Below are 23,886 nucleotides of genomic sequence, written 5' to 3' on the forward strand. Positions count from 1 at the left end.
ATTTGCCCCGTACGCTTTTCGTAGACTATGAAGATTATAGTAGCCGGTGCCGGCGAGGTTGGCTTCCATTTAGCCAAACTGCTTTCCTTTGAATCACAAGACATTACTTTGATCGATACAGACCGTACCAGTTTGCAGTATGCAGATACGCATTTGGACATCCGTGTGGTCAAAGGGGATGCAACCTCTATTTCGGTGCTTAAAGATGCCGATGTTGCCAATACCGAATTGGTGATCGGTGTAACCTCCAGCGAAACCACAAATATCACAGTTTGTGTTCTGGCCAAGCAATTGGGTGCCAAGCGCACCATTGCAAGAATCTCCAATTCTGAATTCATTGAGAATAAGGATGAGATCGGTTTTACCAGTTTAGGTATAGACGAGTTGATCTCGCCGGAATCATTAGCCGCAAATGAAATCGGTTTGCTGCTCAATCAAAGTGGGTTTAACGATACTTATGAATTTGACGATGGCGCTTTGACCATGGTGGGCTTGATTCTGTCTCGAACCTCTTCTATTGTGGGTAAGAGTGTGCGCGATCTGGCTGAGGTGAGCCAGCAGTATAGTTATGTGCCTATTGCCATCCAGCGCAGCGGAACCCAATACACCATTATCCCAAGAGGAGATACCCAATTCAGAGAAGGCGATCAGGTATATTTTGTCACCGTTAAAGAAGGTCTGGAAAGTATCTACACCATGGCTGGCAAGGTCAAGGAAGATCTTAAGAACGTTATGATCTTAGGTGGTAGTAATATTGGCTACAAGACTGCTAGAGATCTCTGCGCGAGTAAGTTTAAAGTGAAACTCATTGAGTCCGATAAGGACAAAGCCTTTGAAATTGCAGACGATGTTCCAAGTTGTTTGGTTATCAATGGCGACGGACGCAATGTTGAACTTTTGGAAGAAGAAGCGATCTCTGATATGGATGCCTTTGTGTCGGTAACAGGAAATTCAGAGACCAATATTATGAGTTGTTTGGTGGCCAAGTCCCGCGGGGTAAAGAAAACCATTGCACTGGTAGAGAACATGGATTACTTCCAACTCTCACAGTCCATAGGAATCAACACCCTGATCAACAAAAAGCTCTTAGCGGCCAATACCATTTTTAGATACATAAGAAAAGGGGAGGTTGTAGCGATCACTAAGCTCAACAATATGAACGTGGAGCTTTTGGAATTCATAGTGCACCCAGACAGTGCGGTGTGTAATAAAGTGATCCGCGAGTTGGACTTCCCAAGATCTGCTGTGATCGGCGGAATAATTCGCGATGGCGAAGGGATCATTGCCCTTGGCGATTTTGAGATCAAAGAAGGAGATCGCGTGGTGGTGTCTTGTTTGCCACAGGCCTTGGAGAAGGTAGAAAAGCTCTTCGTCTAATGATATCTTCCCTGTCTAAACTCAATTTTAAGCTCATTTTTCACTTAATGGGGCTATTGCTATTGTGCAATGGTGGCTTTATGTGGATCTCGGCTTTAGTTAGTTTTGGTTATGGCGATGGGGCCACAGAAGGCATACTCCTTGCCGGGCTTATCACAAATTTGTTGGGTGGCATGTTTATGTATGCCACGGCTAAGCATCGTAAGGAGCTCCAAAAGCGGGAGGGATATTTAATAGTGACCTTCGGCTGGCTTTTTATGTCCATTACCGGGAGTTTACCCTATGTACTCACAGATGCTATTCCTGTTTTTAGCAACGCTTTCTTTGAGACCATTAGTGGCTACACCACAACAGGAGCAACCATTTTAGAAGACATTGAGGTGATGCCAGAAGGCATTTTGCTCTGGCGCAGTATCACCCACTGGATAGGAGGTATGGGTATCATTGTGCTGGCCATTGCCATTTTACCGCTTTTAGGTATTGGAGGAATGCAGCTCTTTGCTGCGGAGGCTCCAGGACCTGGGGGAGACAAATTGCATCCGCGGATAACCGATACAGCCAAACGCCTTTGGCTTATTTACGTTGGATACACCTTGGCCGAGACTATCTTGTTGTCTGTTGCTGGGATGTCGGTGTTTGACGCGGTAAACCACTCGCTTAGTACCTTGAGTACAGGAGGATTTTCTACAAAAAATGCCAGTGTTGCTTATTGGAATGACACTCCACTGATACAGTATATTATCATAGTCTTTATGTTCTTGGCGGGTACCAACTTTGTTTTGAGCTACTTTGCTTTTAAGCGTAAATTCAGTAGGATTTTTGAGGACGATGAGTTCAAGTTTTATTTGATAGGGATCGCATCGCTAACTATAATTGCCGCTTTGATCATTTATTTTCAATCGGATATTACCTTGAGTACTGTTGCGCATCCTCAGGTGTTAGGAGAAGGAGAGTACGCTTTCAGACATGCTTTGTTTCAGGTGTTGGCGGTAGTGACCACCACTGGTTTTGTCACCGCAGATTTTACCACCTGGACTCCTTTTTTGACCCTCTTTTTCTTCGGACTCATGTTCTTGGGCGGAAGCAGCGGATCTACCTCTGGAGGTATTAAAATTGTACGCCATATCATCATGATCAAAAATGGAATCATGGAATTTAGACGTACCCTACACCCAAGCGCGATCTTGCCGGTGCGATACAATCAGAAAGCCGTGCAGCAGCCTATTGTTTTCAACATTTTGGCCTTTTTCATTTTATACATGCTTTCCTTTATCATTGGAACATTGGTGTTCTCTTGGTTGGGCTTAGATTTTAAAACAGCCTTGGGTGGGGCCGCTTCGACCTTAGGAAACGTAGGGCCTGCATTGGGTGATCTCGGTCCGGTAGAAAATTATGCTTCACTGCCTACGGCAGCGAAATGGTGGGCGTCTTTCCTAATGCTCATTGGGCGTTTGGAACTCTTTACGGTACTCATTTTATTTACGCCGTTCTTTTGGAAGAACCGATAACGGTCATCGAGTGGCGCCACGAAGTGGCGTTGTATCGAGATGACATTTAAAAAAAGTGCTACAACTTCCAGCGCGGCATGCCGTTTACCTTCGCCAAATGTCCACAGGACATTTGGTCTTTTCAAGACTTCACTTCGGCAATCTCGCTCAAACATCCACTGGATGTTTGGTTTTTTCAAAACATCGCTCGGTACTGGAAAAATCGTTAGAACACAGTCCCTGAGTGTTTTGCTGAAGGCAAAATGTATCGAAGGCCCATTTATCAGACCAGTAAGGATCTCGCATCGCGCTAATACCGCTAGCTCTCTGAGAAATCCAGCCTTATTTCGATTGTTTTTAGAGTTAACCCTCTTAGGAATTTCGCTGACTTGATTGTTCTAATAGTAAGAAAAATTATTACTATGAAAACCTATTTATTGTTATTCCTCGCTCCTTATTTTATGGCTATAATCTGCTCAGAAGAAGATCCGCCAGTGGTCTTTACTGACATGATTATTCAAAATGAATCGAGTGCTACTTTAGTTTTTGTGACTGTCGAATCCAATGAAATTGATATAGTCACCGGTGCGCAACAGTACATCTTTGGAGGCCAAGACCCTGCTGAGGCAGTTGTTCCTTCGTCCATAGAAACTATTGATTCCATTGTTCTATACACACGGGATCTGGAAGGTAATCTCATAGAAGCATACCGACAAGAGCCCATTGATGACAGTTTTTGGACTTTCAACGATGTAGGCGAATTTGATAAGCAGTACATTTTAATCCTGCGCGATGAGGATCTGAATTGATCCCGTATATCGAAATTACTTGTACTTTTGGTGGCAATAGGAACTTTAAGCCAAGATCGCTATATGTCAGACCAAATGAAACCTTGTCCGCGCTGTAAATCTCCTTATGGATATAGGTTGCGCGATGCGCTATATGCATGTCCGGAATGTAGTTTTGAATGGGATGCTGCTCAGGAAACTTCTAATGAGGAATCACAAACTCTAGATGCCAATGGGAATCTGCTGCAAGATGGTGATACCGTGATCGTCATTAAGGATCTCCCTGTCAAAGGCGCTCCTAAACCGGTTAAAAAAGGCACCAAGGTGAAGAACATTCGCTTGGTTCAGGGAGATCACGATATCGCTTGTAAAATTGACGGTTTTGGAGCGATGGGGCTTAAATCTGAGTTTGTCAAGAAAGCCTAAAGACTTCTAAATCGTTTATGAGTTGTTCAGTCTGTTTTAAGGTCGTAATTTTAAGGCTTAATTGAGGTCAACAGAACTACAAGGCTTCTTCAATAAAATATGAGCAAACAACGCATATCTGAGTATCTCTCCGCAGTAATACAAAACATGCCTGAGGATTGGTTGCAATTAACCACGCACCGTTTGGACATTTATAACGAAAGCCAGGCCAAAGTTGAGTTTTTAGAGGCTTTTGATGCCCTTTATCAAAGAGGAGATCTCACTACCGATAAACTGGCCGACTTACCCACGGCCTACGATTATATTAGACTTGGGCATCCGCTATCTTCGGTTTTGGAATGGGCAATAGCAAGGCTGCATTCGCTGATGTCATCACAGGTTATTAGTTTTTCTTCGGAGGTAGCACCAATTATGGCGGTCCTTAGAACAAATCTACTCTTGGGTAAACAGACCCGTATTCTGTACACTGAGAATTTACCCCGCTGTTTTAATGCGGAAAAGTTAACTGCTGTTTATGGGTTTAATTTTGAGCTACAAAAAGTAGAAGTCAATACAGAACTAAGTCCTTATACTGGTAGCACTATCTATGTAAGTGCTTCTCAGGGACTTTTTGACTTGAATTTGGACAAGTCAGTTGACTTTGTTGTGAATATAGATGCGCAACTTGGAAGTATCGTTGTTGTAAATCAGCAGCAATATGAGCAGTACGTTTCAGATATTCAACATTTTCGAAGAAGAGAAACCATTGCGATGACTCCTGCGGATAGTTTAACAGCCCTTAAGGAGTTAATTGGTGTTTCCGTTAATCGAAATGAGTATGCAGGTAGTGAACATAGATCCAAAGTTCTAGCAACTATCAAAGAGATAACGGGAGCTAAAACAGAAGCCTTGGTGGCTTCAAGCGGCTTATCAATGCAGTATGCAATTATGATGGGCCTTATTGACGATGCGCTTAAAACGCATCCAGACAAACAGATCAAAGTGCTGATTCCGCCCAACTGCTACGGAGGAACAAACGACCAAGCCAGGCGAGTGGCAGCTACTTTAGATCGCGTTGAAATTGTGGATCTCCCAGTCGATGCCGGAAACGATATGGTAGGTAGTATCGATTCTCTTTTGGCATATATGGCAGAATTGGATGCTGTGCCCTACATTATTGCCGAGATCCCTACTAATCCTCGCGTTGAGGTGCCAGATCTGGAAGCCCTAAGAAAATCCTTGTCGAAAGCTCGTTTCACACCAGAGGGTAAGCAGGCCGTGGCGCCAGTATTTATTTTAGACCAGACCTTTTGTCCTAACTATCCGTTTTTAGGAGCAGAAGATGTACTCGCTGAGGTAAAAGCAATTGCCTATGTGAGTGGTTCAAAGTTTCCAAGTGGTGGGCGTTGCACGGCAGGTTATGCTGTCGCCAACGATAAAGCTGCTGCTTTAATGGAGCCCATAGGGCGTCACTTAGAATTATGTGACAATAAGGCGACAGGACTTCAGTATGAGATCTTGGCAGAACAAATGCCTTCTATGCTCGATCGCATCAGTGGAGCTTATAAAAATACCCGTGCCTTTGTAGATCATATTGAGAAGGTGCTGCCTGAGGCTAAGATCAATTTTGTCTCTCAGGAATTGGCCGCTCAAGGATTTACTCCCTCGGTGTTCTCTTTGGATCTGCCAACCCAAGGCGAGACCGAAGCCGAGCGCGAAGCTTATAAAAGAGCCTTGAATCTAAAGCTGATCGATCTAATGATCAGTAAGATCCCAAAGCAGAGCAAATACTGTGTGAGTTACGGGCAATTAAAAGGTTGTTATTGGACCATTCCTGCCACCTCTACCCAGGGTACTACCAAAGAAGGCGATAAGGATTATATTGTTCGGGTCGCTGTTGCTCCGGAGTTTGATTTACAGAGGCATAAAGAGGTTTTTACTCTTTTTGTTGATGGATTAGCCTAGACGGACATCGAGTGATTTCCGCGAAGCGGAAATAGTATCGAGATGTCATTTTTGTTGGTTGGCCGCTTCGCGGGTGCCTCACTCAGAAGTCCACTGGACTTCTGATTTTGTTAGACAAAATATCGTTCACCAACTTTTCCCATTGCCGCATTGGTGAAAGACAGATGTCCAGTGAACATCTGTCTTGAAGCACCACCAAAAGGTCTAGCCCCTTCCAAGTCTGTTTTGCCGCTCGTTCGTGTGTGAATGATACGAACTCGCGCCAAACCCCTCGCAAAATCTGAGCCGCGGCCCGCTCTGCGGTCATTTCGCGGACTCGAACCGATCTTTGCTCGGTACAGACGCTTCGCTGAGAAGGGGCGGGTTTTAAATTTGTCCTTAATCATAATTAACTATTGAATGACTTGCCATATCGCCGCAAAGCGGCGAAAAATGGGACTTCCGCGTGAGCCCGTAGTAAAACCAGCTAGCAGATAATTGACATCTCGATACAAATTTTGATGATCAAAATTCACTTGATGTCCGGTACAGAACTAATTATTCTAATACATAGAATTTAAGCAACGGCTTCTTTAATTCGCCTTAAGGCCTCGCGGATATCTTGCTCCGAAGCTGCATAAGAAATACGAATACAGTTAGGGTCTCCAAAGGCCACACCAGTTACGGTAGCTACATTGGCTTCTTCTAATAAGAAGAGAGAGAAGTCCGTAGCGTTCTCAATGGTCTTTCCGTTCAAGGTCTTGCCAAAGTAAGCCGAAACGTCTGGGAATAAATAAAAAGCACCTTCTGGTTCGTTAGCCTTGAAGCCAGGAATATCATTGACCAATTCCAAGACCAATTGGCGCCGCTCTTTAAAGGCATCTATCATGTATTGGATCTTGTCTGGGTTGTTGACTAAGGCTTCTATAGTTGCACGTTGTGCAATACAGTTAGCGCCACTGGTGACCTGTCCTTGCATTTTGTTACAAGCACGGGCGATCCATTCTGGAGCACCGATATAACCAATACGCCAGCCAGTCATAGAGAAGGCTTTAGACACGCCGTTCACAACTACAGTGCGGTCGTACATATCTTCAAAACTAGCCATAGAGGTGTGCTGGCCAACAAAATTGATATGCTCGTAAATTTCGTCGCTAACTACAATGATGTCTGGATATTTTGCCAGTACATCTGCTAGCGCGCGGAGCTCTTCTTTGGAATAAACAGAGCCACTTGGGTTACAAGGGCTGCTGTAGATCATCATTCGTGTTTTTGGAGTGATCGCAGCTTCTAAAGCTTCTGGAGTTACTTTAAAATCTGTTTCTATTGTCGATGGAATAACCACAGGAACACCACCAGCCAATTTGCTGATGTCACTATAGGAAACCCAATACGGTGCAGGCAATAAGACTTCATCTCCGGGATTGAGTAATACCATGGCCAAATTAGAAAGCGATTGTTTCGCTCCCGTAGATACTACGATCTGTGCCGGATTGTAATGTAAACCGTTGTCTCGCTCGAACTTGGTAATAATGGCTTGCTTAAGCTCGCCGTAGCCATCTACTGGGGTATAGGAATGGTAGTCGTCCTTCACTGCTTGGATCGCAGCTTCTTTGACAAACTCGGGAACCGTAAAATCGGGTTCTCCTAAACTCAATCCAATAATATCTTTTCCAGCTTCTCTGAGTTCACGGGCCTTTGCCGCCATGGCCAAGGTGGCAGAGGTTGCCATTTGGTTTACTCTGTCCGATAGTCTTTGTTGCATATTAAACCGAATATGATGGTTTCATGCCCATTTCTTTTAAATGTCTAAAGTGAGCAATAAGCGCTTTACGCGTTGTTTTATATTCAAAATAAGGCAGGTTGAATTCCTGAGCCGTTTGCTTTACGATCTTCGCAATATCGTTGTAATGGATATGACTGATGTTCGGGAAGATATGATGTTCTACCTGATGGTTCAAACCTCCGGAGAACCAATTGATGATTCTGTTCTTGGTGCCAAAGTTCACTGTAGTGAACAATTGGTGAATAGCCCAAGTGTTCTTCATGTTTCCGGTCTCATCTGGTAATGGCATGTCAGTATCTTCAACTATATGCGCCAATTGGAATATGATACTCAAAATGAGTCCGGCAACATAGTGCATGATAAAGAAACCGAGAAGGATCTTCCACCAAGCAATATCCATAAAGATGATCGGCAATACGATCCAGATAGATACGTAGATCACTTTGGTGATAACCAGATTACTCCATTGTTTGAATTTTCCTGGGAATTTTCCGTAGGATAGTCCGCGAGCTAAGTAGCGCTTGGTCTGCATAAAATCCGCAGTAAGCATCCAGTTAAAAGTTAGAAGTCCGTAGAGGAAAACACTGTAGTAATGCTGAAATCTGTGGTGCTTGTGCCACTTGGCATGCTTGGAGAAGCGCAAGATGCGTCCGGCTTCCATATCTTCGTCATGCCCGTGAATATTGGTGTAGGTGTGGTGCAAGACATTGTGCTGTACCTGCCAGTTGTATACGTTTCCTGCCAAAATGTAAATGCTGCTTCCCAACAATTTGTTGACCCACTTCTTAGAAGAATAAGATCCGTGGTTAGCATCGTGCATTACATTCATACCAACCCCGGCCATGCCGATCCCCATCAGGATGGTAAATAACAATTGTGCCCAGGTGGGGAAATCCAGGGTAAGTAGTAAAAAGTATGGAGTCAGATACAGCGAGAACATGATGACAGTTTTAAGGTGTAGTTTCCAATTACCTGTACGTGCTATGTTGTTCTCTTTGAAATAGGCGTTTACACGCTTGTTAAGGGTTCTAAAGAATTTCGCTGAATCTACTCTGGAGAAGGTTACTTGATTCGTATTCAAAACTAATCGCGTTTTTCTGTTTTGTAGTAATATAACAAGTCGTAAAGATAAAAATTGTATCGTTTGCTGCGACCCTAAATGCTACAGAAATTGTAGAAAATGTAAATTTGCGCAGTAATTTCTATTATGACAGATTATAGCCTTCATTTTCCTATGCTTTCTGAGCAACAACTCAAGCAGTTAAACGCGCTGCAATCTCTTTATGAGCACTGGAACGCACAGATCAATGTGGTGTCGCGAAAAGATATCGATGAACTGCCTTTGCGTCATGTGTTGCACAGTTTGGCTATAGCAAAGGTCCAAGCCTTTAAGCCAGGGTCACGTATATTGGATGTAGGCACTGGCGGAGGATTCCCTGGAATTCCGCTCGCCATACTTTTTCCGGAGGTCGAATTCACCTTGGTAGACAGTATTCAAAAGAAGATCAAAGTGGTCAATGAGGTAGCAAAAGCCCTCGAGCTCGGAAATGTAACCGCCAAAGCCATGCGTGCAGAGCAGGTAGAAGGGCAATTCGATTTTATTGTAAGTCGCGCAGTTACGCGAATGGAACGTTTTGTTCCTTGGGTAAAGAACAAGGTGAAAAAACAATCCCACCACGAACTGCCCAATGGGATTTTATATCTAAAAGGCGGTGATCTTGCCGAAGAGCTCGCTCCCTATCCCAAAGCGACTATCCATTCAATTGCAGATTTCTATAAAGATCCTTTCTTTGAAACCAAAGCAGTTGTGCATCTACCGCTAAAAAATTAATCTGGGCTTACAATGTTAAACCGAAAATGAGATGAAATTGTTACATACGATGCTCTTTTTGCAAATCATAGCAGCGCTACGATTAATAAAAGGAAAGAAGTATGGGGCAATTTCAAACATTTTTTAGGTAATAGTGGAAGCCAAGATTAATGTTACAATATAAGCCATAAAAAAAGCCGCTTGGATAGCGGCTTTTCTTTTGTTATTTGTCTAGAATTACCCTAAGAAAGGATAACGGTAATCTGTTGGAGAAACAAAGGTCTCCTTTACCATGCGTGGAGAGATCCAGCGGTAGAGGTTGAGTTTGCTTCCTGCCTTGTCATTGGTTCCACTTCCGCGAGCACCTCCAAAGGGTTGCTGTCCTACAACAGCTCCTGTTGGTTTGTCGTTGATGTAGAAATTACCTGCGGCATTCTCCAAGATCTTGACTGCTTGATCTAATGCATAGCGATCTTCTGAGAACACGGCGCCAGTCAAGGCGTATTCTCCAGTTTCATCAACCAAGTCCAGGGTTTCTTCCCAGGCATCATCCTCATAAACAAAGATGGTCACTACCGGCCCGAACAGCTCCGTACACATGGTGGTGTATTTTGGGTTCGAGGTTACAATGACCGTTGGCTCAATAAAGTATCCTTTGGATTTGTTGTAGTTTCCTCCCACTATGATCTCCGCGTCTGTGTCTGCCTTTGCGGCGTCGATATAAGAAGCTAGTTTATTAAAAGAACCTTCGTGAATCACGGCCGTGATGAAGTTACTCATGTCTTCTGGAGATCCGATCTTAAATGACTTCACATCGGCGATCACTTCTTCTTTTACCGCTGGCCATAAGCTCTGCGGAATGTAGCAACGGCTGGCTGCACTACATTTCTGTCCTTGGAATTCAAAAGCACCACGACTTATCGCCGTGCTCACTTGTTTTGAATTGGCAGATTTGTGCGCTACAATAAAGTCTTTTCCTCCTGTCTCTCCCACTATACGTGGATAGGTCTTGTACTTAAAGATGTTCTCTCCGATCTGCTTCCACAGGCTTTTGAACACATGGGTAGATCCTGTAAAGTGCAAACCGCTAAAATCAGGGCTTTCCAATACGGTGTTGGTTATCATTACCGGGTCTCCGTAAACCACGTTGATAACGCCGTCAGGAACTCCAGCTTCTCTAAATACATCAATGATAACCTTTGCAGAGAAGATCTGGCTGTCAGAAGGCTTCCAAAGCACTACGTTCCCCATCAGCGCTGCGCTGGCAGGCAAGTTTCCGGCAATGGCCGTAAAGTTGAACGGTGTAATAGCGTAGATGAATCCTTCTAGCGGACGGTATTCCAAACGGTTCCAAGCTCCAGAAGTAGATTCGGGTTGCTCCGCATAGATCTCTGTCATAAATTGCACATTGAAACGCAAGAAGTCGATCAGTTCGCAAGCAGCATCGATCTCTGCCTGATAAATGGTCTTGGACTGTGCCAACATGGTGGCGGCGTTGATCTTGGCGCGGTAAGGTCCTGCAATAAGCTCCGCAGCTCGTAAAAAGATACCTGCACGTTGCTCCCAAGGCATTTGTGACCAAGCTTTACGGGCCTCTAGAGCACCATCAATAGCCGATTGTACATTGGCTTGAGTAGCTTTGTGGTAAGTCCCTAAGCTGTGTTGGTGTTCGTGCGGAGGAGACATGGTTGCCGTGTCACCTGTACGCACTTCCTGGCCATTGATGTACATAGGCACATCGATATTGGCATTGTATAATTCTTTATAAGCTGCAAGAACGGCTTTGCGTTCTGGTGAGCCGGGAGCGTAGTCCTTAACCGGTTCGTTAACGGCTACCGGTACTTCGTAGAATCCTTTTCCCATAATAGATCGATTACTGAATTTTTGATTTCTGCAAATTTACAAAATTCTGCCCCCTTTTCTGTGGGAAAGTCCGGGCGATTCTATTGCATAAAAATGCTAACTTAACCGCACAAAAGTACAGCTGCTGATATTATGTGTACCCTTACATTTGTTCCGCGTTCTGCTTCGGATTTTTGCCTAGTCTCCAACAGAGATGAGTCTCCTAAACGCGAGACCTTATTACCAGCTATATACAGTTTAGATGGCGTGCCTTGTGTTTACCCCAAAGATGCCCTAGCCGGCGGATCGTGGATAGGTCTTACTGCCTTGAAAAGGACTGTTTGTTTGCTCAACGGAGGTTTTGAAAGACATCCTATGGGAACTTACGGGCGCAGCCGCGGTTTATTGGTTTTAGATTTATTAAAAGCAGCCAACGCAAAAGAACTAATACAGTCCGAAGATCTAGTAGGTGTGGAGCCTTTTACCTTAGTGGTGGTAGATTGGGCCGACGAACTTTCCTTGTTAGAATGCGTCTGGGACGGCACTCAAAAACATATATCAGACTTACCCATAGCCCCTCGTATTTGGACCTCACGGCAGTTGTATACTGCGGAGGTAGCCGCAAAGCGTGAAGCTTGGTTTGCCGAATTTCTAAAAGGAAACCCTGCCGATCTGAGATCGCAATTGTATTTTCATCATACGGCCGGAGATGGAGATCCGCAGAACGATATTGTAATGAATCGAGGTTTTGTTCGAACTAAAAGCATGAGTAGCGTTGCCAAAATGGGAGCAAAGATCCAGTTCCGCTACCAGGAACTGCCAGAAGGCGCTATTACCCATCACTATTTATAGTATGAGCGAGTACAGACAAGACGGTAAACTTATAGTTATGGCCTTTCCGGACACCTTTGTCCGGATGAGCAGCGAATTGTTGTGCCGTTTTTTACCCTTGGTAGGTCTGGGAACGCGTTCCCACATCAAAGCCGGGCATGCGGCCCTGGTCTTAATAGAGAATGCCACCGGAAGAGCCCAATATTACGACTTTGGGCGCTATGTCACACCAGAAGGACACGGGCGCGTGCGCGGGGCCAATACCGATGCCGAATTGGAGATTCCGTTTTTGGCCCAGTTGGACCAGAACGCCAATTTAAAGAATGCTGAAGAACTGTTGCTATGGCTGGAAGCTCATCCGCAGAAAACCCACGGAGAAGGCCGTTTGTTGGCCTCCGTTTGCGATAAGATCGACTATAATAAAGCAAAGGCTTATATAGATCAATTGCAAGGGAGAGGCAGCATTCCTTATGGTGCCTTTGTTAAAGCGGGGAGTAATTGCTCCCGATTTGTGACAGAGACCTTATTGGCCTCGACGCAGGACCCGAAGATCATTAAACGCTTGAATCGCAATAAGAAATTCACGCCGAGTACTGTAGGTAATGTGGAGCAAGCTGCTACCGAATCCGCAGTATACCAAATACACCAAGGTAATATTGAGAAGTTCAACGGAACGGCCTTTAAAGAGAACCTAAAGAATTACTTCGATAAGAAACACAATGGCTCCGCAGTAATTGAACCGCTAGAGGCGCCGCACGAAAAAGCGCAACTGCTCACCGGGACGGGCAGTAGTGCTTGGTTCGATCTGCAAGAAGGCCCCTTACGCAAGCAATTTGTTATAAACCGCTATAACGAAATGAAGGTTCAAGATTTTTCTGGAGTCTTTACGGCTAATGCCGATCTGGATCTTAACTCCGCTTACCGATTCCACTACGATTCCCATTGTGAAAAGTGTACAGTAATTCAGAGCGATCGCCAGATTTCCTTAGCGGTACACAGCCGACTCAGCTTTTAATTTACAGCAAAGGGAGCACTTAGTTCAAAGCGCGGAATAGTAACCTGAAAAGAACGGGCGTTTGAAAAATTGACCATTTCGTAACTGCCTTGCATGGCGCCAATTGGGCCGGCCAATAAGCAGCCAGAACTGTAGGTATGTGTTTGCCCAGGTTGAATTATGGGTTTTTCGCCAATGACTCCTTCTCCATAAACCGTTTCCGGATGGTTGAGTGCGTCAAAAATGAACCATTTGCGGTGGGTGAGCTGCACCACATCTTTACTGTGGTTGCTTATGCTGACCTGGTAGGTAAACGCGAACTGCATCTTGTAATTGCGGATGTAAGCCCCTTCGTACTTGGAGCGTACCGCAACTTTAATGCCTTGTGTTATTTGTTCTACCATGGTCTTTTTAATAGGTCGCGAAGCTAATGGCAAAGGCCACAAAAGCTCCGAACGATGCTAAAATAAAGAATACCCAGTTCAGAATCAGAAATTTAACAATAGTTTTAATTCTGCCTTGCTTGTAGAAGTTACGCATGGCCTTGTAGAGATAAAACAAGAATAACAAAGTGGCAATTCCTGCTGCCAGACCAGAGTCGTATCCTGGTTTAAAGGCTTCTACAATTAGATCTACCAGCATTACTGCTCCGTAAAGCACAAAGAACATGGTCTGGGTGTGGAATAGAAAGACCATATGATCCGTATAGGTGTATTTTCTGCGGATGTAGATCAGCCAAACAAACAAAGCGAAGATCGGGATGAAGAAAAAGATCACAAAGGGCAATTGCGTAAAGAAATACTCAATGATCTTTCCGGGTTCTTTGCCCATGGTCTCCGCGTCAATAGCTTTGCGATATACCCAGCGGTGGTAGGAGTTGTCATTGTGTTTTAAACTGTCAAGGCCCACTCTGGGGTTGTTGATCCCTGTCTCTTGATTAAAGTCTGCATAGAGTTTCCCGCGCTCATACATGGCATTGAAAAAAGACAAAGTATCGTAGCCTTGCTCTGTTCTGTAGCGGTCTTTATAGGTCTTCTTGGATTTAACACTGTCTCGTTTGAACTTGCGTCGTTTAAGTAGTGAGTCCAGAGAAAGGTTTCGGTTGTCTTTGTCTTTGATTATAGAATCGAGCTCGGCTAAATTGGCCACAGGAACACCATCTACAGTTACTTTACCAATGCCTTTCTCTAATTGTTTTTCGATCAGCTCATCATTGTCAAAATTGATCTCGTCAAAATTGGCGATCAATCCCAAAAGGATAAAAAACAAAATGGAGATGCTCAAGTAAAAGCGAAACGGGTTCACATACTTCATCCGTTTGCCATTGATAAACTCCCTTGACATTACTCCGGGCTTGAACAGCAAGGTTTTTATAGAGGTACGAAACCGGGAATCGTAATTGATGATACTAGAAAAAAGCTCTTCAAAGAAATCGCCTACACTTAATTTTTTGGTGCTGTTCATCTGAGCGCAATACGAACAATACACATCGGTGAGTTGTAATGGATGCCCACAGTTCAGACATTCTGTTGCTCTGTATTTTTTGTTTTTGCGGCCTGTGTAATTGGTGGGTTTGGCGTACTGGTCTAGCAGTTCATCGGCCTCCGTTTCAAAATCCAAACGATCGTCTTCCGATTCGGGCTCGCGAACGGCAGGTAATTTATCTGTCTCGTTAGACGTGTTAGTTTGATCGTCCTTGTTCAGATCGTCCTTTGGATTCTCGTCAGATGGCTGCATACTGTAAATATAAGGAGTTAACGGAATTTTGAAACCCCTAACCAAAAGGAAAAATAAGGACTAAGCTTCTGTGGCTATTTTTAAAGCGTCTTCGTGTTTGCTCACAAAGGCTTCCATAGTAGCAAAGAAGTCTAAGATCTGCTGCTCTTGGTTACCCGCGTTTATGGTGACCAAGCGAACAAAGGTCTCGTTGGCAAAACTACCAAACCCCACCATAAGTTCGCCTTCTTCGTACAAGGCTGTACAAAGCGTTTTAGCAGGAATGTCCTTGTAATTGAAGCAAACAGAAATAGACGGTAGGTCGCTGTAGAGGGTGTAATCCTTATGGTCTCTGATATAGTTAACCGCAGTCTCGGCCAAGGCAAACTGCCTGTTCACCATGGCTTCGAGTCCTTTGGTGCCAATGGCCTTCCAAAGTGACCAGAATTTTAAGGCGTCGTTCCTACGTCCACATTGCAAGGAAGTCTTTCCTAAATTAAAGTCGTCCCCGTCTGTTTGGTACAGATATTCCGCTTCGTTAGAAAGGCTGTCTGCCAAATGTTTTTTGTGTCTGGTAACTATAATGGAGCAGGTAAGGGGAGTACCCATCATTTTATGGGCGTTTAGGTTAAAGGAATCCGCCTTGTCCAAACCATCCACTAAATGCTTGTATTTGTTGCTGAATATAACAGATCCGCAGTAAGCACCGTCAATATGTAACCACAAATCGTGCGCCTGAGCAATAGTTGTCAAAGGAGCAATTGGGTCAAATACTCCAAGCACCGTAGTTCCTGCCGTACCGTTGATAAAGAAAGGTTCTAATCCGGCAGCTTTGTCGCTAAGTATTTGTGCCGAGAGGGCCTGTGGGTCCATTTTTCCTGTAGCGTCTGTGGGGATGTTTCTCACATAGTCGCGACCAATCCCTAAAAAGGCTGCGTTTTTGGCTATGGAATAGTGTGATGCTGCGGAGGTATAAGCAACCAAGGGCTTTCTATTGCCTTTAAAGCGAGCCTTAGGATCTTTTTTGTCTCGTGCCATCAACATGGCTATCAAATTACTCATAGAGCCTCCAGAAGCTGTAGTGCCATCCGCAGTACTCGGATAACCGATCAGCGATACGATCTCTTTTATGATCGCCTTCTCAACACCTACCTGTGGGCCTGCCACTTTATAGGTATACATAGAATTGTTGAGCATCACGGCCAAGAGATCGCCCAATGTAGCTTTGGGTGTTCGCCCTCCAAAGAGTTGATTGAAGAATTTTGAGGTCGCCGTACGTGGCGTGCTGAGCACGACCTCCGTAAGGAGTTTTTCAAATTCTATTTCAGACAAGCCTTCTGGAGATAACTGCAGGTTCAGGGTATTCCACAACTCAGCTGCAGGTATAGGTTTTACAACGCCTTCGCGTTTTTCTTCTGACAATAAACGATCTGCAATTCTTCTGAATAGATCCAGTTCTTGCTGCATAAGGAGGCTTAATTATTGGTAATATTATTGGAGTTGCCCTTGCCGTAACCTACAATTCTGTCGAAACGTCCACCGGGTTCGCGATAGTACACCAGTACGGTATAGTCGTTCTCGGTTTCCCAGAAATTTCCACCAACAGTCCCTTCGTCTATATTGCCTTGGCGGTCTAAGAGGACGTATTTGTAGTTGTAAAAGCCTTGTTTGAACTTGCGAACACCTTTGTAGACATTGTCAGCTGGGTCATAGCGCATACGGGTAGTTGCGTCCAGATTGAAGTTGTTGAAGTTTCCGTATATGTGGATCTCCTTGCCGTCTAGGTCGTCAAAGTATTGCAGCCTGAAATGCATCCATATATATTCGGCCTCAAAGCCAACGCTCTGTTGTGCATTTAGTGTGCGCACCACAAAATTCCCGTTGATGTCTGGGTTAAAGGTATATGGCTGATCGGCTCTACTGGGGTTGGTAAACAAGAAGTGATTGTACAGATCGGTGACCTCAATGCGACTCACACCTACATTCGCACCGCGAAGGTCCTTGCTGTCAAAGTTCAAGTATTCATTGCCACCCCAAAACCCGGCTTCGATATCGTAGCGGTAAATAAGTTCTTGGCCAATAGTGTATTGTGGCTTCAGATCAGTTATGGCAGTTTTTAAATTGTAATTCTGTATAATCAAGGTATTGACAGTCTGCTTCGGATTGGCAATGAACTCGGCTCCAGGCTTTACAGTGAACTGCACCACCTGCTTGGTGTTGATAAAGTTGAAGTCACGAGCGCGTTTTATGTCTACAGCAACACCAACACCTTGCTCTACGATCATGAATTTTCTAGAGAATATAAGTTCTCCAGTGTCTTTGTAAATACTGATGATATAGTTGCCACTCTTGGTGAGTCTGCGTGTTTCTTGATTCGGAATGGTAAGTCTGTAATGCGCATATAACTGCAGCGAATTCAATGAATTGTCGTAGGTGCGAATACGCACATCGTCATAGCCTTCCATGAATTCGCCTTTGGCCAAGTTAGATTCCTTCCAATCGAAATCGTGATGGGTAATGCGGTAATAATAGTCCTCTTCGTCTGCATTGAGATCGTCAAAGGTCAGAAAAATGGGCTCGCCCATACGAATAATGGGCAGCTGACTTTGATTGCCTCCGGAGTTAAAAATGATCGTGCGAATATTTTCCGGCGGCGGCATCTCGTTGATCTGAGCCTGAAAAACAGAAGAGGTAAAAACTAGGGTGATAAGTAGGACGAGGTGCTTCATCAGTATGCTTTAACGGTCTAAATATAAACAATTTTTATGCCTTATTTTTTGCTGCGGAATTTCCACATTTTCTGTCTTTTTTGTATTAAATTTGCAAACCGAAAGAGAGACACAACGACTTTAGTCATCATACCAAAAATCCTATGTCAAAAGACATTCGAATCAAAAAAGGTCTGAACATTAGATTAAAAGGAGCTGCAAGCCCTGAAATTTCAGGAGCTCCCAGATCTAGAACTTTCAATATAAGACCTGCCGACTTCCATCTCATTACACCTAAAATGGTAATTAAGGAAGGGGCGAAAATCAAAGCTGGAGACGATATTTTCTACAACAAAGCCAACGAATCCATGCGTTTCGTGTCGCCTGTTAGTGGAACTTTAAAAGAAATTCGTCGCGGCGCAAAACGAGTTATCACAGACATCATCATCGAAGCTGACAAAGAAGACAGCTACCGCGATTTTGGCAAGACAGATCTGTCTAATGCAGAAGCGGTTAAAGCGCGTCTTTTAGAAGCAGGTTGCTGGCCATTCATTAAGCAGCGTCCGTACGATGTGATCGCGAATCCAGAGGTTGCTCCTAAGGCGATCTTTGTTTCTGCCTACAATACGGCACCAATGGGAGCAGATTACGATCTGATCCTTGCCGGGAAGCAAGAGCAGATCCAAGCGGCTATCGATGGTTTAAAGACCTTAACGGCAGGACCGATCCACGTTGGTGTGCCTAAGAATGGGAACTCGATATTTAACAATATCAACGGGATTACTACACACAATGTTAGCGGACCGCACCCAGCTGGGAACGTAGGAACGCTTATTGGTCGTGTTGATCCTGTCAACAAAGGAGAGACTGTTTGGACTATCCACGCCGAAGATCTTGTTATCATCGGTGAGCTTTTGGCAACAGGAAATTACAAGGCGGAACGTATCGTTGCCTTGGCCGGATCTTCTGTAAAGACTCCGAAGTACTATAAAACTAAAATAGGAGCAGAGGTTTCGACCTTTGTTTACGATTCTGGTCTTAACGAAGAGAACGTACGCGTAATCTCTGGAGATGTGCTCAGCGGAAATCAAATTTCTCCAGAAGGACACTTAGGGTACTACCACTCGGTGGTTTCGGTGATCCCAGAAGGAGATGATTACGAATTCTTTGGTTGGAACAAGCCGATCTTTAACAAGATCTCTACCACCAGAGCTTTGACCTTCTCTTGGTTGAATCCGAAGAAAGAATACGAATTGACCACCAATACCAACGGAGAACATCGCGCTTTTGTAGTGACCGGTGCCTACGAAGAGGTATTCCCACTAGATATCTATCCACTACAGTTGCTCAAGTCTTGTATGGTGCAAGACTTAGATGCCATGGAAGCTATGGGAATGTACGAAGTAGCGCCAGAAGACTTTGCGGTGACCGAATTTATTTGTGTAAGTAAGCAGCCGCATCAGAAGATTATTCGCCAGGGGCTGGATCTAATGTATAAGGAAATTGGTTAAGCTATGGGATTGAAACAAAATTTACATAAGCTCAAAGAAAAGTATCGCGGCACAAAGATGGCTCCGGCTTTCAACGCCCTGCATACTTTCTTGTATACGCCCAACGAGGTTACCCACGGAGGAACCCACGTAAAGGCGGCAGACGATTTAAAAAGAACGATGAACATCGTAATTCTGGCTTTGGTGCCTTGTTTGATCTTCGGGATCTTCAACGCCGGATACCAGCATTACGCGGCCATTGATATGGCCAAAGGACTAACCGTAGAGCCTTCGTGGTTTGGTAACTTCTTCACTTGGGACAACTTCTGGCTCGGTGCCGGTAAGGTGATTCCACTAGTAGTAGTATCCTACGGAGTAGGTCTTATTGTTGAGTTCATCTTTGCTGTTATTAAAGGACACGAGGTAGAAGAAGGTTACCTAGTAACCGGAATGCTTGTGCCACTTATCGTTCCTATTGATATTCCACTTTGGATGCTCGCTGTTGCTGTTGTGTTTGGAGTAGTTATCGGGAAAGAGGTATTTGGAGGAACCGGGATGAACATCCTAAACCCTGCCTTGACCATCCGTGCCTTTTTGTTCTTTGCTTATCCTACTTGGATGAGTGGTGACAAGGTATGGGTGCACGGAGCTGTAGAGCGCGCTGGTACTGCGGATGCGATCTCTGGAGAGACTATCTTAGGTAGCTATGCGCAGAATCAAGATGTTATTTACAGTATCTCTGATATGTTCTGGGGATTTATTCCTGGTTCTGTTGGAGAGACCTCTAAAGTATTGATCTTACTAGGAGCGTTCATCCTGATCTTTACTAAGATCGGAAGCTGGAGAATCATCGTGAGTACTTTGATCGGTGCTTTGGTAATGGGCTTGATCTTTAACGGCGTGGTAAGCGCTGGTTGGATCGATGAGACAAGTACTTTCTACGGCTTGATGAGCGTAGATTTCTGGCAACACTTATTTATAGGTAGTATTCTCTTTGGAGCGGTTTATATGGCTACGGATCCTGTATCTGCAGCGCAAACCAATAAAGGTAAATGGATCTACGGATTCCTGATCGGATTCATCTCTATCATGATCCGAGTGTTCAATCCTGCTTATCCAGAAGGAGTATTCTTAGCGATTCTATTGATGAATGTATTCGCACCAACCATTGACCACTATGTGGTTCAGGCCAATGTGAAAAGACGTCAGAAACGTTTAAAACTTAAAGCGGCATAACCATGGCTATAAACACAGAAAAAAACAGTTATACAGTAATCTTCGCTGTCGTGATGGTAGTGGTGGTTGGTTTGTTGTTGTCTGGAGTTAGTCAGCTACTTAAACCAAATATCGACGCCAACAAACGCGCGGAGAAACAAAAGAACATTCTATACGCCATGGGCGTGAACGAGAACGAAGGCGCCAATGATGTGGTCTTTGTCTCTGACGAAGTATTGCAAGAAAAGTTCGATGCCTACATCACCGAGCAATTTTATATTCAAGGTGGTGAAAAGGTTATGGATGCTGAGGCTTATCTGATCGACATCAAAAAAGAGAAGAAAAAAGCAGAAGACCCAGGCTACCAACAGAAGCTACCTATTTTTAAAGGTAACAAGGACGGGAAAGACATTTATGTAATGCCTGTTCGCGGTAAGGGACTTTGGGACGCCATCTGGGGATTTGTTGCTGTAGATGAGACCATGACTATCCAAGGGGTATTCTTTGATCACAAAGGAGAAACTCCGGGTCTAGGAGCAGAGATCAAGCAACGTTACTTTATGGACGATTTTGAAGGCGAAAGCTTTTTAGATGACGGCGAGTTCGAAGCTATCGCTGTTGCCAAAGGAAACAACGATCCTAAGAACGAAGATAAAACAGACAACGAGGTAGATGCCCTTGCGGGTGCAACCATTACCGGAGACGGTTTGGCGACCATGCTGCGCAAAGACGTGCAGAAGTATGTACCTTTCTTTAAATCACTAAAAAACTAAGCGCACTATGGGACTTTTATCTAGAAAAGATGCCAACCTGATCTTAGATCCATTAGCGGACAACAACCCGATCACCATACAAGTATTGGGAATCTGTTCTGCCTTGGCGATCACCGCGAAGCTTGTACCCTCTGTGGTAATGGCTGTATCGGTAATCTTTGTATTGGGTGTGGGTAACGTAATTATCTCTTTGATGCGAAACATAATTCCATCAAAGATTCGAATCATCGTGCAGCTTATCGTAGTGGCTACCTTGGTAATTATTGTAGACCAAGTGCTTAAGGCATTCTCTTACGAACTCAGTAAAGAGCTGTCTGTATTCATTGGACTGATCATCACCAACTGTATCATCATGGGTCGTTTTGAGGCTTTTGCCTTAGGGAACGGACCATGGAAGTCTTTTTTAGACGGAATTGGTAACGCCCTCGGGTACGGATTGATCTTGGTGATCGTAGGTTTTTTCAGAGAGCTTTTCGGATCTGGAACTTTGTTCGGGATCGAGATCTTTGGAAATCCTGTAGAAAAGAGTGGCTTGTACTCATACGGATATGAGAACAACGGGTTCATGGTATTGCCTCCTATGGCACTTATCGTGGTGGGGATCATCATCTGGGTACAACGTAGCCGAAACAAAGATCTAATCGAAGAAAACTAGGCCTTAAAGAACAGATATTATGGAACACATTGAATTATTTTTTAAGTCCATCTTTGTAGAGAACATGGTGTTCGCCTATTTCTTGGGTATGTGCTCGTATTTGGCGGTATCTAAGAAAGTGTCTACTGCTGTGGGCCTTGGAGCTGCGGTGATCTTTGTATTGACCGTAACGGTACCGATCAACTGGTTGCTAGACACCTACATCTTGCAAGAGGGTGCCTTGAGCTGGTTGGGTGAAGAGTACGCTACTTACGACTTGAGCTTTTTGAGTTTTATTCTCTTTATCGCCACCATTGCGACCATGGTACAATTGGTGGAGATCGTGGTTGAGAAATTCTCTCCATCATTATACAACTCCCTAGGGATCTTTTTGCCGCTTATCGCGGTGAACTGTGCGATCCTTGGAGGATCACTATTCATGCAGTCTCGTGAGATCGCATCTTTTGGGCTTGCATTGAACTACGGATTCAGCTCAGGAATCGGATGGTTCCTCGCTATTGTAGCCATCGCTGCAATCCGTGAGAAGATCCGTTACTCGAACGTACCGGCGCCACTTCGCGGTTTGGGAATCACTTTTATCATTACCGGACTTATGGCGATTGGTTTTATGAGCTTCGGAGGAATGTTACCAGAAGGTGATGATGCTCCTGCTACCGAGCAGACCGATACGGCTGCCGGAGACGAATTGGAAAAAGAAAAATCAGAACAAACTACCGAAGCTACTGCTGCTTTGGAAGTAATGAACCCTTAATATGTTTATACTAGAAGTAAGTTTAGGAGTAATAGGGGCCACGATCGTTGCCTTCTTAGTGCTGATCTTGTTATTGGTTGCCCTATTGTTGTTCACTAAAGAAAAACTATCGCCATCTGGTCCTGTTACCATTACGATCAATGGTGAGAAAGAAATTGAAGTTCCTTCAGGAAGCACCTTGTTGAGCACCCTGGGAAACTCCAAGATCTTTTTACCTTCTGCTTGTGGAGGTGGTGGAACCTGTATCCAATGTGAATGCCACGTTTTAGAAGGTGGTGGAGAGGCATTGCCTACAGAAACCCCACACTTTACTCGAAAAGAGCTAAAGGCCGGAGCGCGTTTGGCTTGTCAGGTGAAGGTAAAACAAGACATGAATATCACCATCCCAGAAGAGGTGTTTGGTATCAAGAAGTGGGAAGCCACTGTAGTGCGTAATTATAACGTAGCCTCTTTCATTAAAGAATTTGTAGTAGAGATCCCAGAGGATATGAACTACAAGGCTGGAGGATACATTCAGATTGAGATCCCACCTTGTGAGATCAAGTATAGCGATTTTGACATCACGGCTCACCCAGAGGAGCATGAGACTCCAGACAAATTCCAATTGGAATGGGACAAGTTTGGACTGTGGCCATTGGTGATGAAAAACACAGAAACTGTAGAGCGGGCTTACTCCATGGCCTCTTACCCTGCAGAAGGGCGTGAGATCATGCTTAATGTACGTATTGCAACTCCACCATGGGATCGCGCTAAGAACCAATGGATGAACGTAAACCCAGGTGTGGCATCTTCATACATATTCGCTCAGAAACCTGGAGACAAAGTAACCATTTCAGGACCTTACGGAGAATTCTTTATTAACCACAGTGAAGCAGAAATGCTTTACGTAGGTGGGGGAGCAGGAATGGCGCCAATGCGTTCGCATTTGTATCACTTGTTCAAGACCTTAAAGACAGGACGTAAAGTTACCTATTGGTACGGTGGGCGTTCTAAGCGTGAATTGTTCTACTTGGAGCACTTTAACGAGCTAGAGCGTGAGTTCCCGAACTTTAAGTTCTATTTGGCACTTTCAGAGCCACTTGAAGAAGACAACTGGAAGGTTAAAGAGAGCTTGGATGCTCCGGGAGATGGTTTTGTAGGTTTTGTTCACCAATGTGTAATCGATAACTATTTAAATCATCACGAAGCTCCAGAAGATATTGAATTGTATTTCTGTGGACCGCCACTTATGAACAAGGCAGTACAGAAAATGGGAGAAGATTTTGGAATCCCAGATGAGAATATTCGCTTTGACGACTTCGGTGGATAATAAGA

The 23,886-nt window shown here is 44.4% G+C and carries 21 protein-coding genes; 14 read left to right on the forward strand and 7 right to left on the reverse strand.

Going from position 1 to position 23,886, the window contains the following annotated elements; genetic code table 11:
* The first annotated feature begins 27 nt into the window (after nt 1-27).
* The 5 genes from trkA (at nt 28) to AC0J2F_RS10345 (ending at nt 6,022) form a co-directional block, all read left to right on the forward strand.
* A complete protein-coding gene (gene trkA, locus AC0J2F_RS10325; protein WP_473007580.1) occupies nt 28-1,377 on the forward strand; it encodes a Trk system potassium transporter TrkA in 1,350 nt (449 codons plus the stop codon).
* Nucleotides 1,377-2,885, forward strand: coding sequence for a TrkH family potassium uptake protein (locus AC0J2F_RS10330; protein ID WP_473007581.1), 1,509 nt, complete (start codon nt 1,377-1,379; stop codon nt 2,883-2,885). Before trkA ends, AC0J2F_RS10330 begins: the two co-directional genes overlap by 1 nt.
* A gap of 401 nt (nt 2,886-3,286) precedes the next feature.
* Nucleotides 3,287-3,673: a hypothetical protein gene (locus AC0J2F_RS10335; protein WP_374958695.1), complete on the forward strand. Its 387-nt coding sequence runs from the start codon at nt 3,287-3,289 to the stop codon at nt 3,671-3,673.
* 63 nt (nt 3,674-3,736) lie between these two features.
* Nucleotides 3,737-4,078: a zinc ribbon domain-containing protein YjdM gene (locus AC0J2F_RS10340; RefSeq protein ID WP_374958697.1), complete on the forward strand. Its 342-nt coding sequence runs from the start codon at nt 3,737-3,739 to the stop codon at nt 4,076-4,078.
* 99 nt (nt 4,079-4,177) lie between these two features.
* On the forward strand, nt 4,178-6,022 hold the full coding sequence (locus AC0J2F_RS10345; protein ID WP_374958696.1) for a cystathionine beta-synthase: 1,845 nt from the start codon (nt 4,178-4,180) through the stop codon (nt 6,020-6,022).
* Between the two features lie 556 nt (nt 6,023-6,578).
* Here AC0J2F_RS10345 and AC0J2F_RS10350 read toward each other — a convergent pair.
* Together AC0J2F_RS10350 and AC0J2F_RS10355 are read right to left on the reverse strand one after the other, a co-directional pair.
* Entirely contained in the window at nt 6,579-7,766 is a 1,188-nt protein-coding gene (locus tag AC0J2F_RS10350; protein ID WP_473007582.1) for a pyridoxal phosphate-dependent aminotransferase, read from the reverse strand.
* 1 nt (nt 7,767) lies between these two features.
* Entirely contained in the window at nt 7,768-8,868 is a 1,101-nt protein-coding gene (locus AC0J2F_RS10355) for a fatty acid desaturase family protein (protein WP_473007583.1), read from the reverse strand.
* A 126-nt stretch (nt 8,869-8,994) separates the two neighbouring features.
* Here AC0J2F_RS10355 and rsmG point away from each other — a divergent pair, with 126 nt between their 5' ends.
* Nucleotides 8,995-9,618 carry a 16S rRNA (guanine(527)-N(7))-methyltransferase RsmG gene (rsmG, locus tag AC0J2F_RS10360; RefSeq protein ID WP_473007584.1) on the forward strand — a complete coding sequence of 208 codons (624 nt, stop codon included), beginning with the start codon at nt 8,995-8,997 and terminating at the stop codon, nt 9,616-9,618.
* A gap of 216 nt (nt 9,619-9,834) precedes the next feature.
* On the opposite strand, the gene pruA is transcribed toward rsmG, so the two are convergent.
* Nucleotides 9,835-11,460 carry an L-glutamate gamma-semialdehyde dehydrogenase gene (gene pruA / locus AC0J2F_RS10365; protein ID WP_473007585.1) on the reverse strand — a complete coding sequence of 542 codons (1,626 nt, stop codon included), beginning with the start codon at nt 11,458-11,460 and terminating at the stop codon, nt 9,835-9,837.
* A gap of 132 nt (nt 11,461-11,592) precedes the next feature.
* Here pruA and AC0J2F_RS10370 point away from each other — a divergent pair, with 132 nt between their 5' ends.
* Both AC0J2F_RS10370 and AC0J2F_RS10375 read left to right on the forward strand, forming a co-directional pair.
* On the forward strand, nt 11,593-12,291 hold the full coding sequence (locus AC0J2F_RS10370; RefSeq protein ID WP_473007586.1) for an NRDE family protein: 699 nt from the start codon (nt 11,593-11,595) through the stop codon (nt 12,289-12,291).
* A 1-nt stretch (nt 12,292) separates the two neighbouring features.
* Entirely contained in the window at nt 12,293-13,285 is a 993-nt protein-coding gene (locus AC0J2F_RS10375) for a DUF6695 family protein (protein ID WP_473007587.1), read from the forward strand.
* Here AC0J2F_RS10375 and apaG read toward each other — a convergent pair.
* Genes apaG through AC0J2F_RS10395 form a run of 4 tightly spaced genes read right to left on the reverse strand, consistent with a single transcriptional unit; the run spans nt 13,282 to nt 17,709 of the window.
* A complete protein-coding gene (apaG, locus tag AC0J2F_RS10380) occupies nt 13,282-13,668 on the reverse strand; it encodes a Co2+/Mg2+ efflux protein ApaG (RefSeq protein WP_473007588.1) in 387 nt (128 codons plus the stop codon). The two genes, AC0J2F_RS10375 and apaG, sit on opposite strands and share 4 nt — an antisense overlap.
* Before the next feature lie 7 nt (nt 13,669-13,675).
* Complete coding sequence (locus AC0J2F_RS10385; RefSeq protein WP_473007589.1) at nt 13,676-15,001, reverse strand: DUF3667 domain-containing protein; 1,326 nt, start codon at nt 14,999-15,001, stop codon at nt 13,676-13,678.
* 60 nt (nt 15,002-15,061) lie between these two features.
* Nucleotides 15,062-16,447, reverse strand: a complete 1,386-nt coding sequence (locus AC0J2F_RS10390; protein ID WP_473007590.1) for a pyridoxal phosphate-dependent decarboxylase family protein — start codon at nt 16,445-16,447, stop codon at nt 15,062-15,064.
* An 8-nt stretch (nt 16,448-16,455) separates the two neighbouring features.
* Nucleotides 16,456-17,709 carry a type IX secretion system plug protein gene (locus tag AC0J2F_RS10395; RefSeq protein ID WP_473007591.1) on the reverse strand — a complete coding sequence of 418 codons (1,254 nt, stop codon included), beginning with the start codon at nt 17,707-17,709 and terminating at the stop codon, nt 16,456-16,458.
* A 143-nt stretch (nt 17,710-17,852) separates the two neighbouring features.
* On the opposite strand from AC0J2F_RS10395, the gene AC0J2F_RS10400 reads away from it, so the two are divergent.
* The 6 genes from AC0J2F_RS10400 to nqrF are packed head-to-tail and all read left to right on the forward strand — an operon-like array spanning nt 17,853 to nt 23,881.
* Nucleotides 17,853-19,199: a Na(+)-translocating NADH-quinone reductase subunit A gene (locus AC0J2F_RS10400; protein WP_473007592.1), complete on the forward strand. Its 1,347-nt coding sequence runs from the start codon at nt 17,853-17,855 to the stop codon at nt 19,197-19,199.
* 3 nt (nt 19,200-19,202) lie between these two features.
* Complete coding sequence (locus tag AC0J2F_RS10405; RefSeq protein ID WP_473007593.1) at nt 19,203-20,414, forward strand: NADH:ubiquinone reductase (Na(+)-transporting) subunit B; 1,212 nt, start codon at nt 19,203-19,205, stop codon at nt 20,412-20,414.
* A gap of 2 nt (nt 20,415-20,416) precedes the next feature.
* The gene (locus AC0J2F_RS10410) at nt 20,417-21,166 is read left to right on the forward strand and encodes a Na(+)-translocating NADH-quinone reductase subunit C (RefSeq protein ID WP_473007594.1); all 750 of its coding nucleotides are present in this window, start codon (nt 20,417-20,419) and stop codon (nt 21,164-21,166) included.
* 7 nt (nt 21,167-21,173) lie between these two features.
* Complete coding sequence (locus tag AC0J2F_RS10415; protein WP_473007595.1) at nt 21,174-21,821, forward strand: NADH:ubiquinone reductase (Na(+)-transporting) subunit D; 648 nt, start codon at nt 21,174-21,176, stop codon at nt 21,819-21,821.
* Nucleotides 21,822-21,840: 19 nt separating this feature from the next.
* The gene (gene nqrE / locus AC0J2F_RS10420; RefSeq protein ID WP_374958539.1) at nt 21,841-22,572 is read left to right on the forward strand and encodes an NADH:ubiquinone reductase (Na(+)-transporting) subunit E; all 732 of its coding nucleotides are present in this window, start codon (nt 21,841-21,843) and stop codon (nt 22,570-22,572) included.
* Between the two features lies 1 nt (nt 22,573).
* Nucleotides 22,574-23,881 (forward strand): NADH:ubiquinone reductase (Na(+)-transporting) subunit F, encoded by a 1,308-nt coding sequence (gene nqrF / locus AC0J2F_RS10425; RefSeq protein ID WP_374958538.1) that lies wholly within the window; start codon nt 22,574-22,576, stop codon nt 23,879-23,881.
* Nucleotides 23,882-23,886 lie beyond the last annotated feature (5 nt).

This window comes from Gilvibacter sp. CC01, assembly GCF_055755295.1.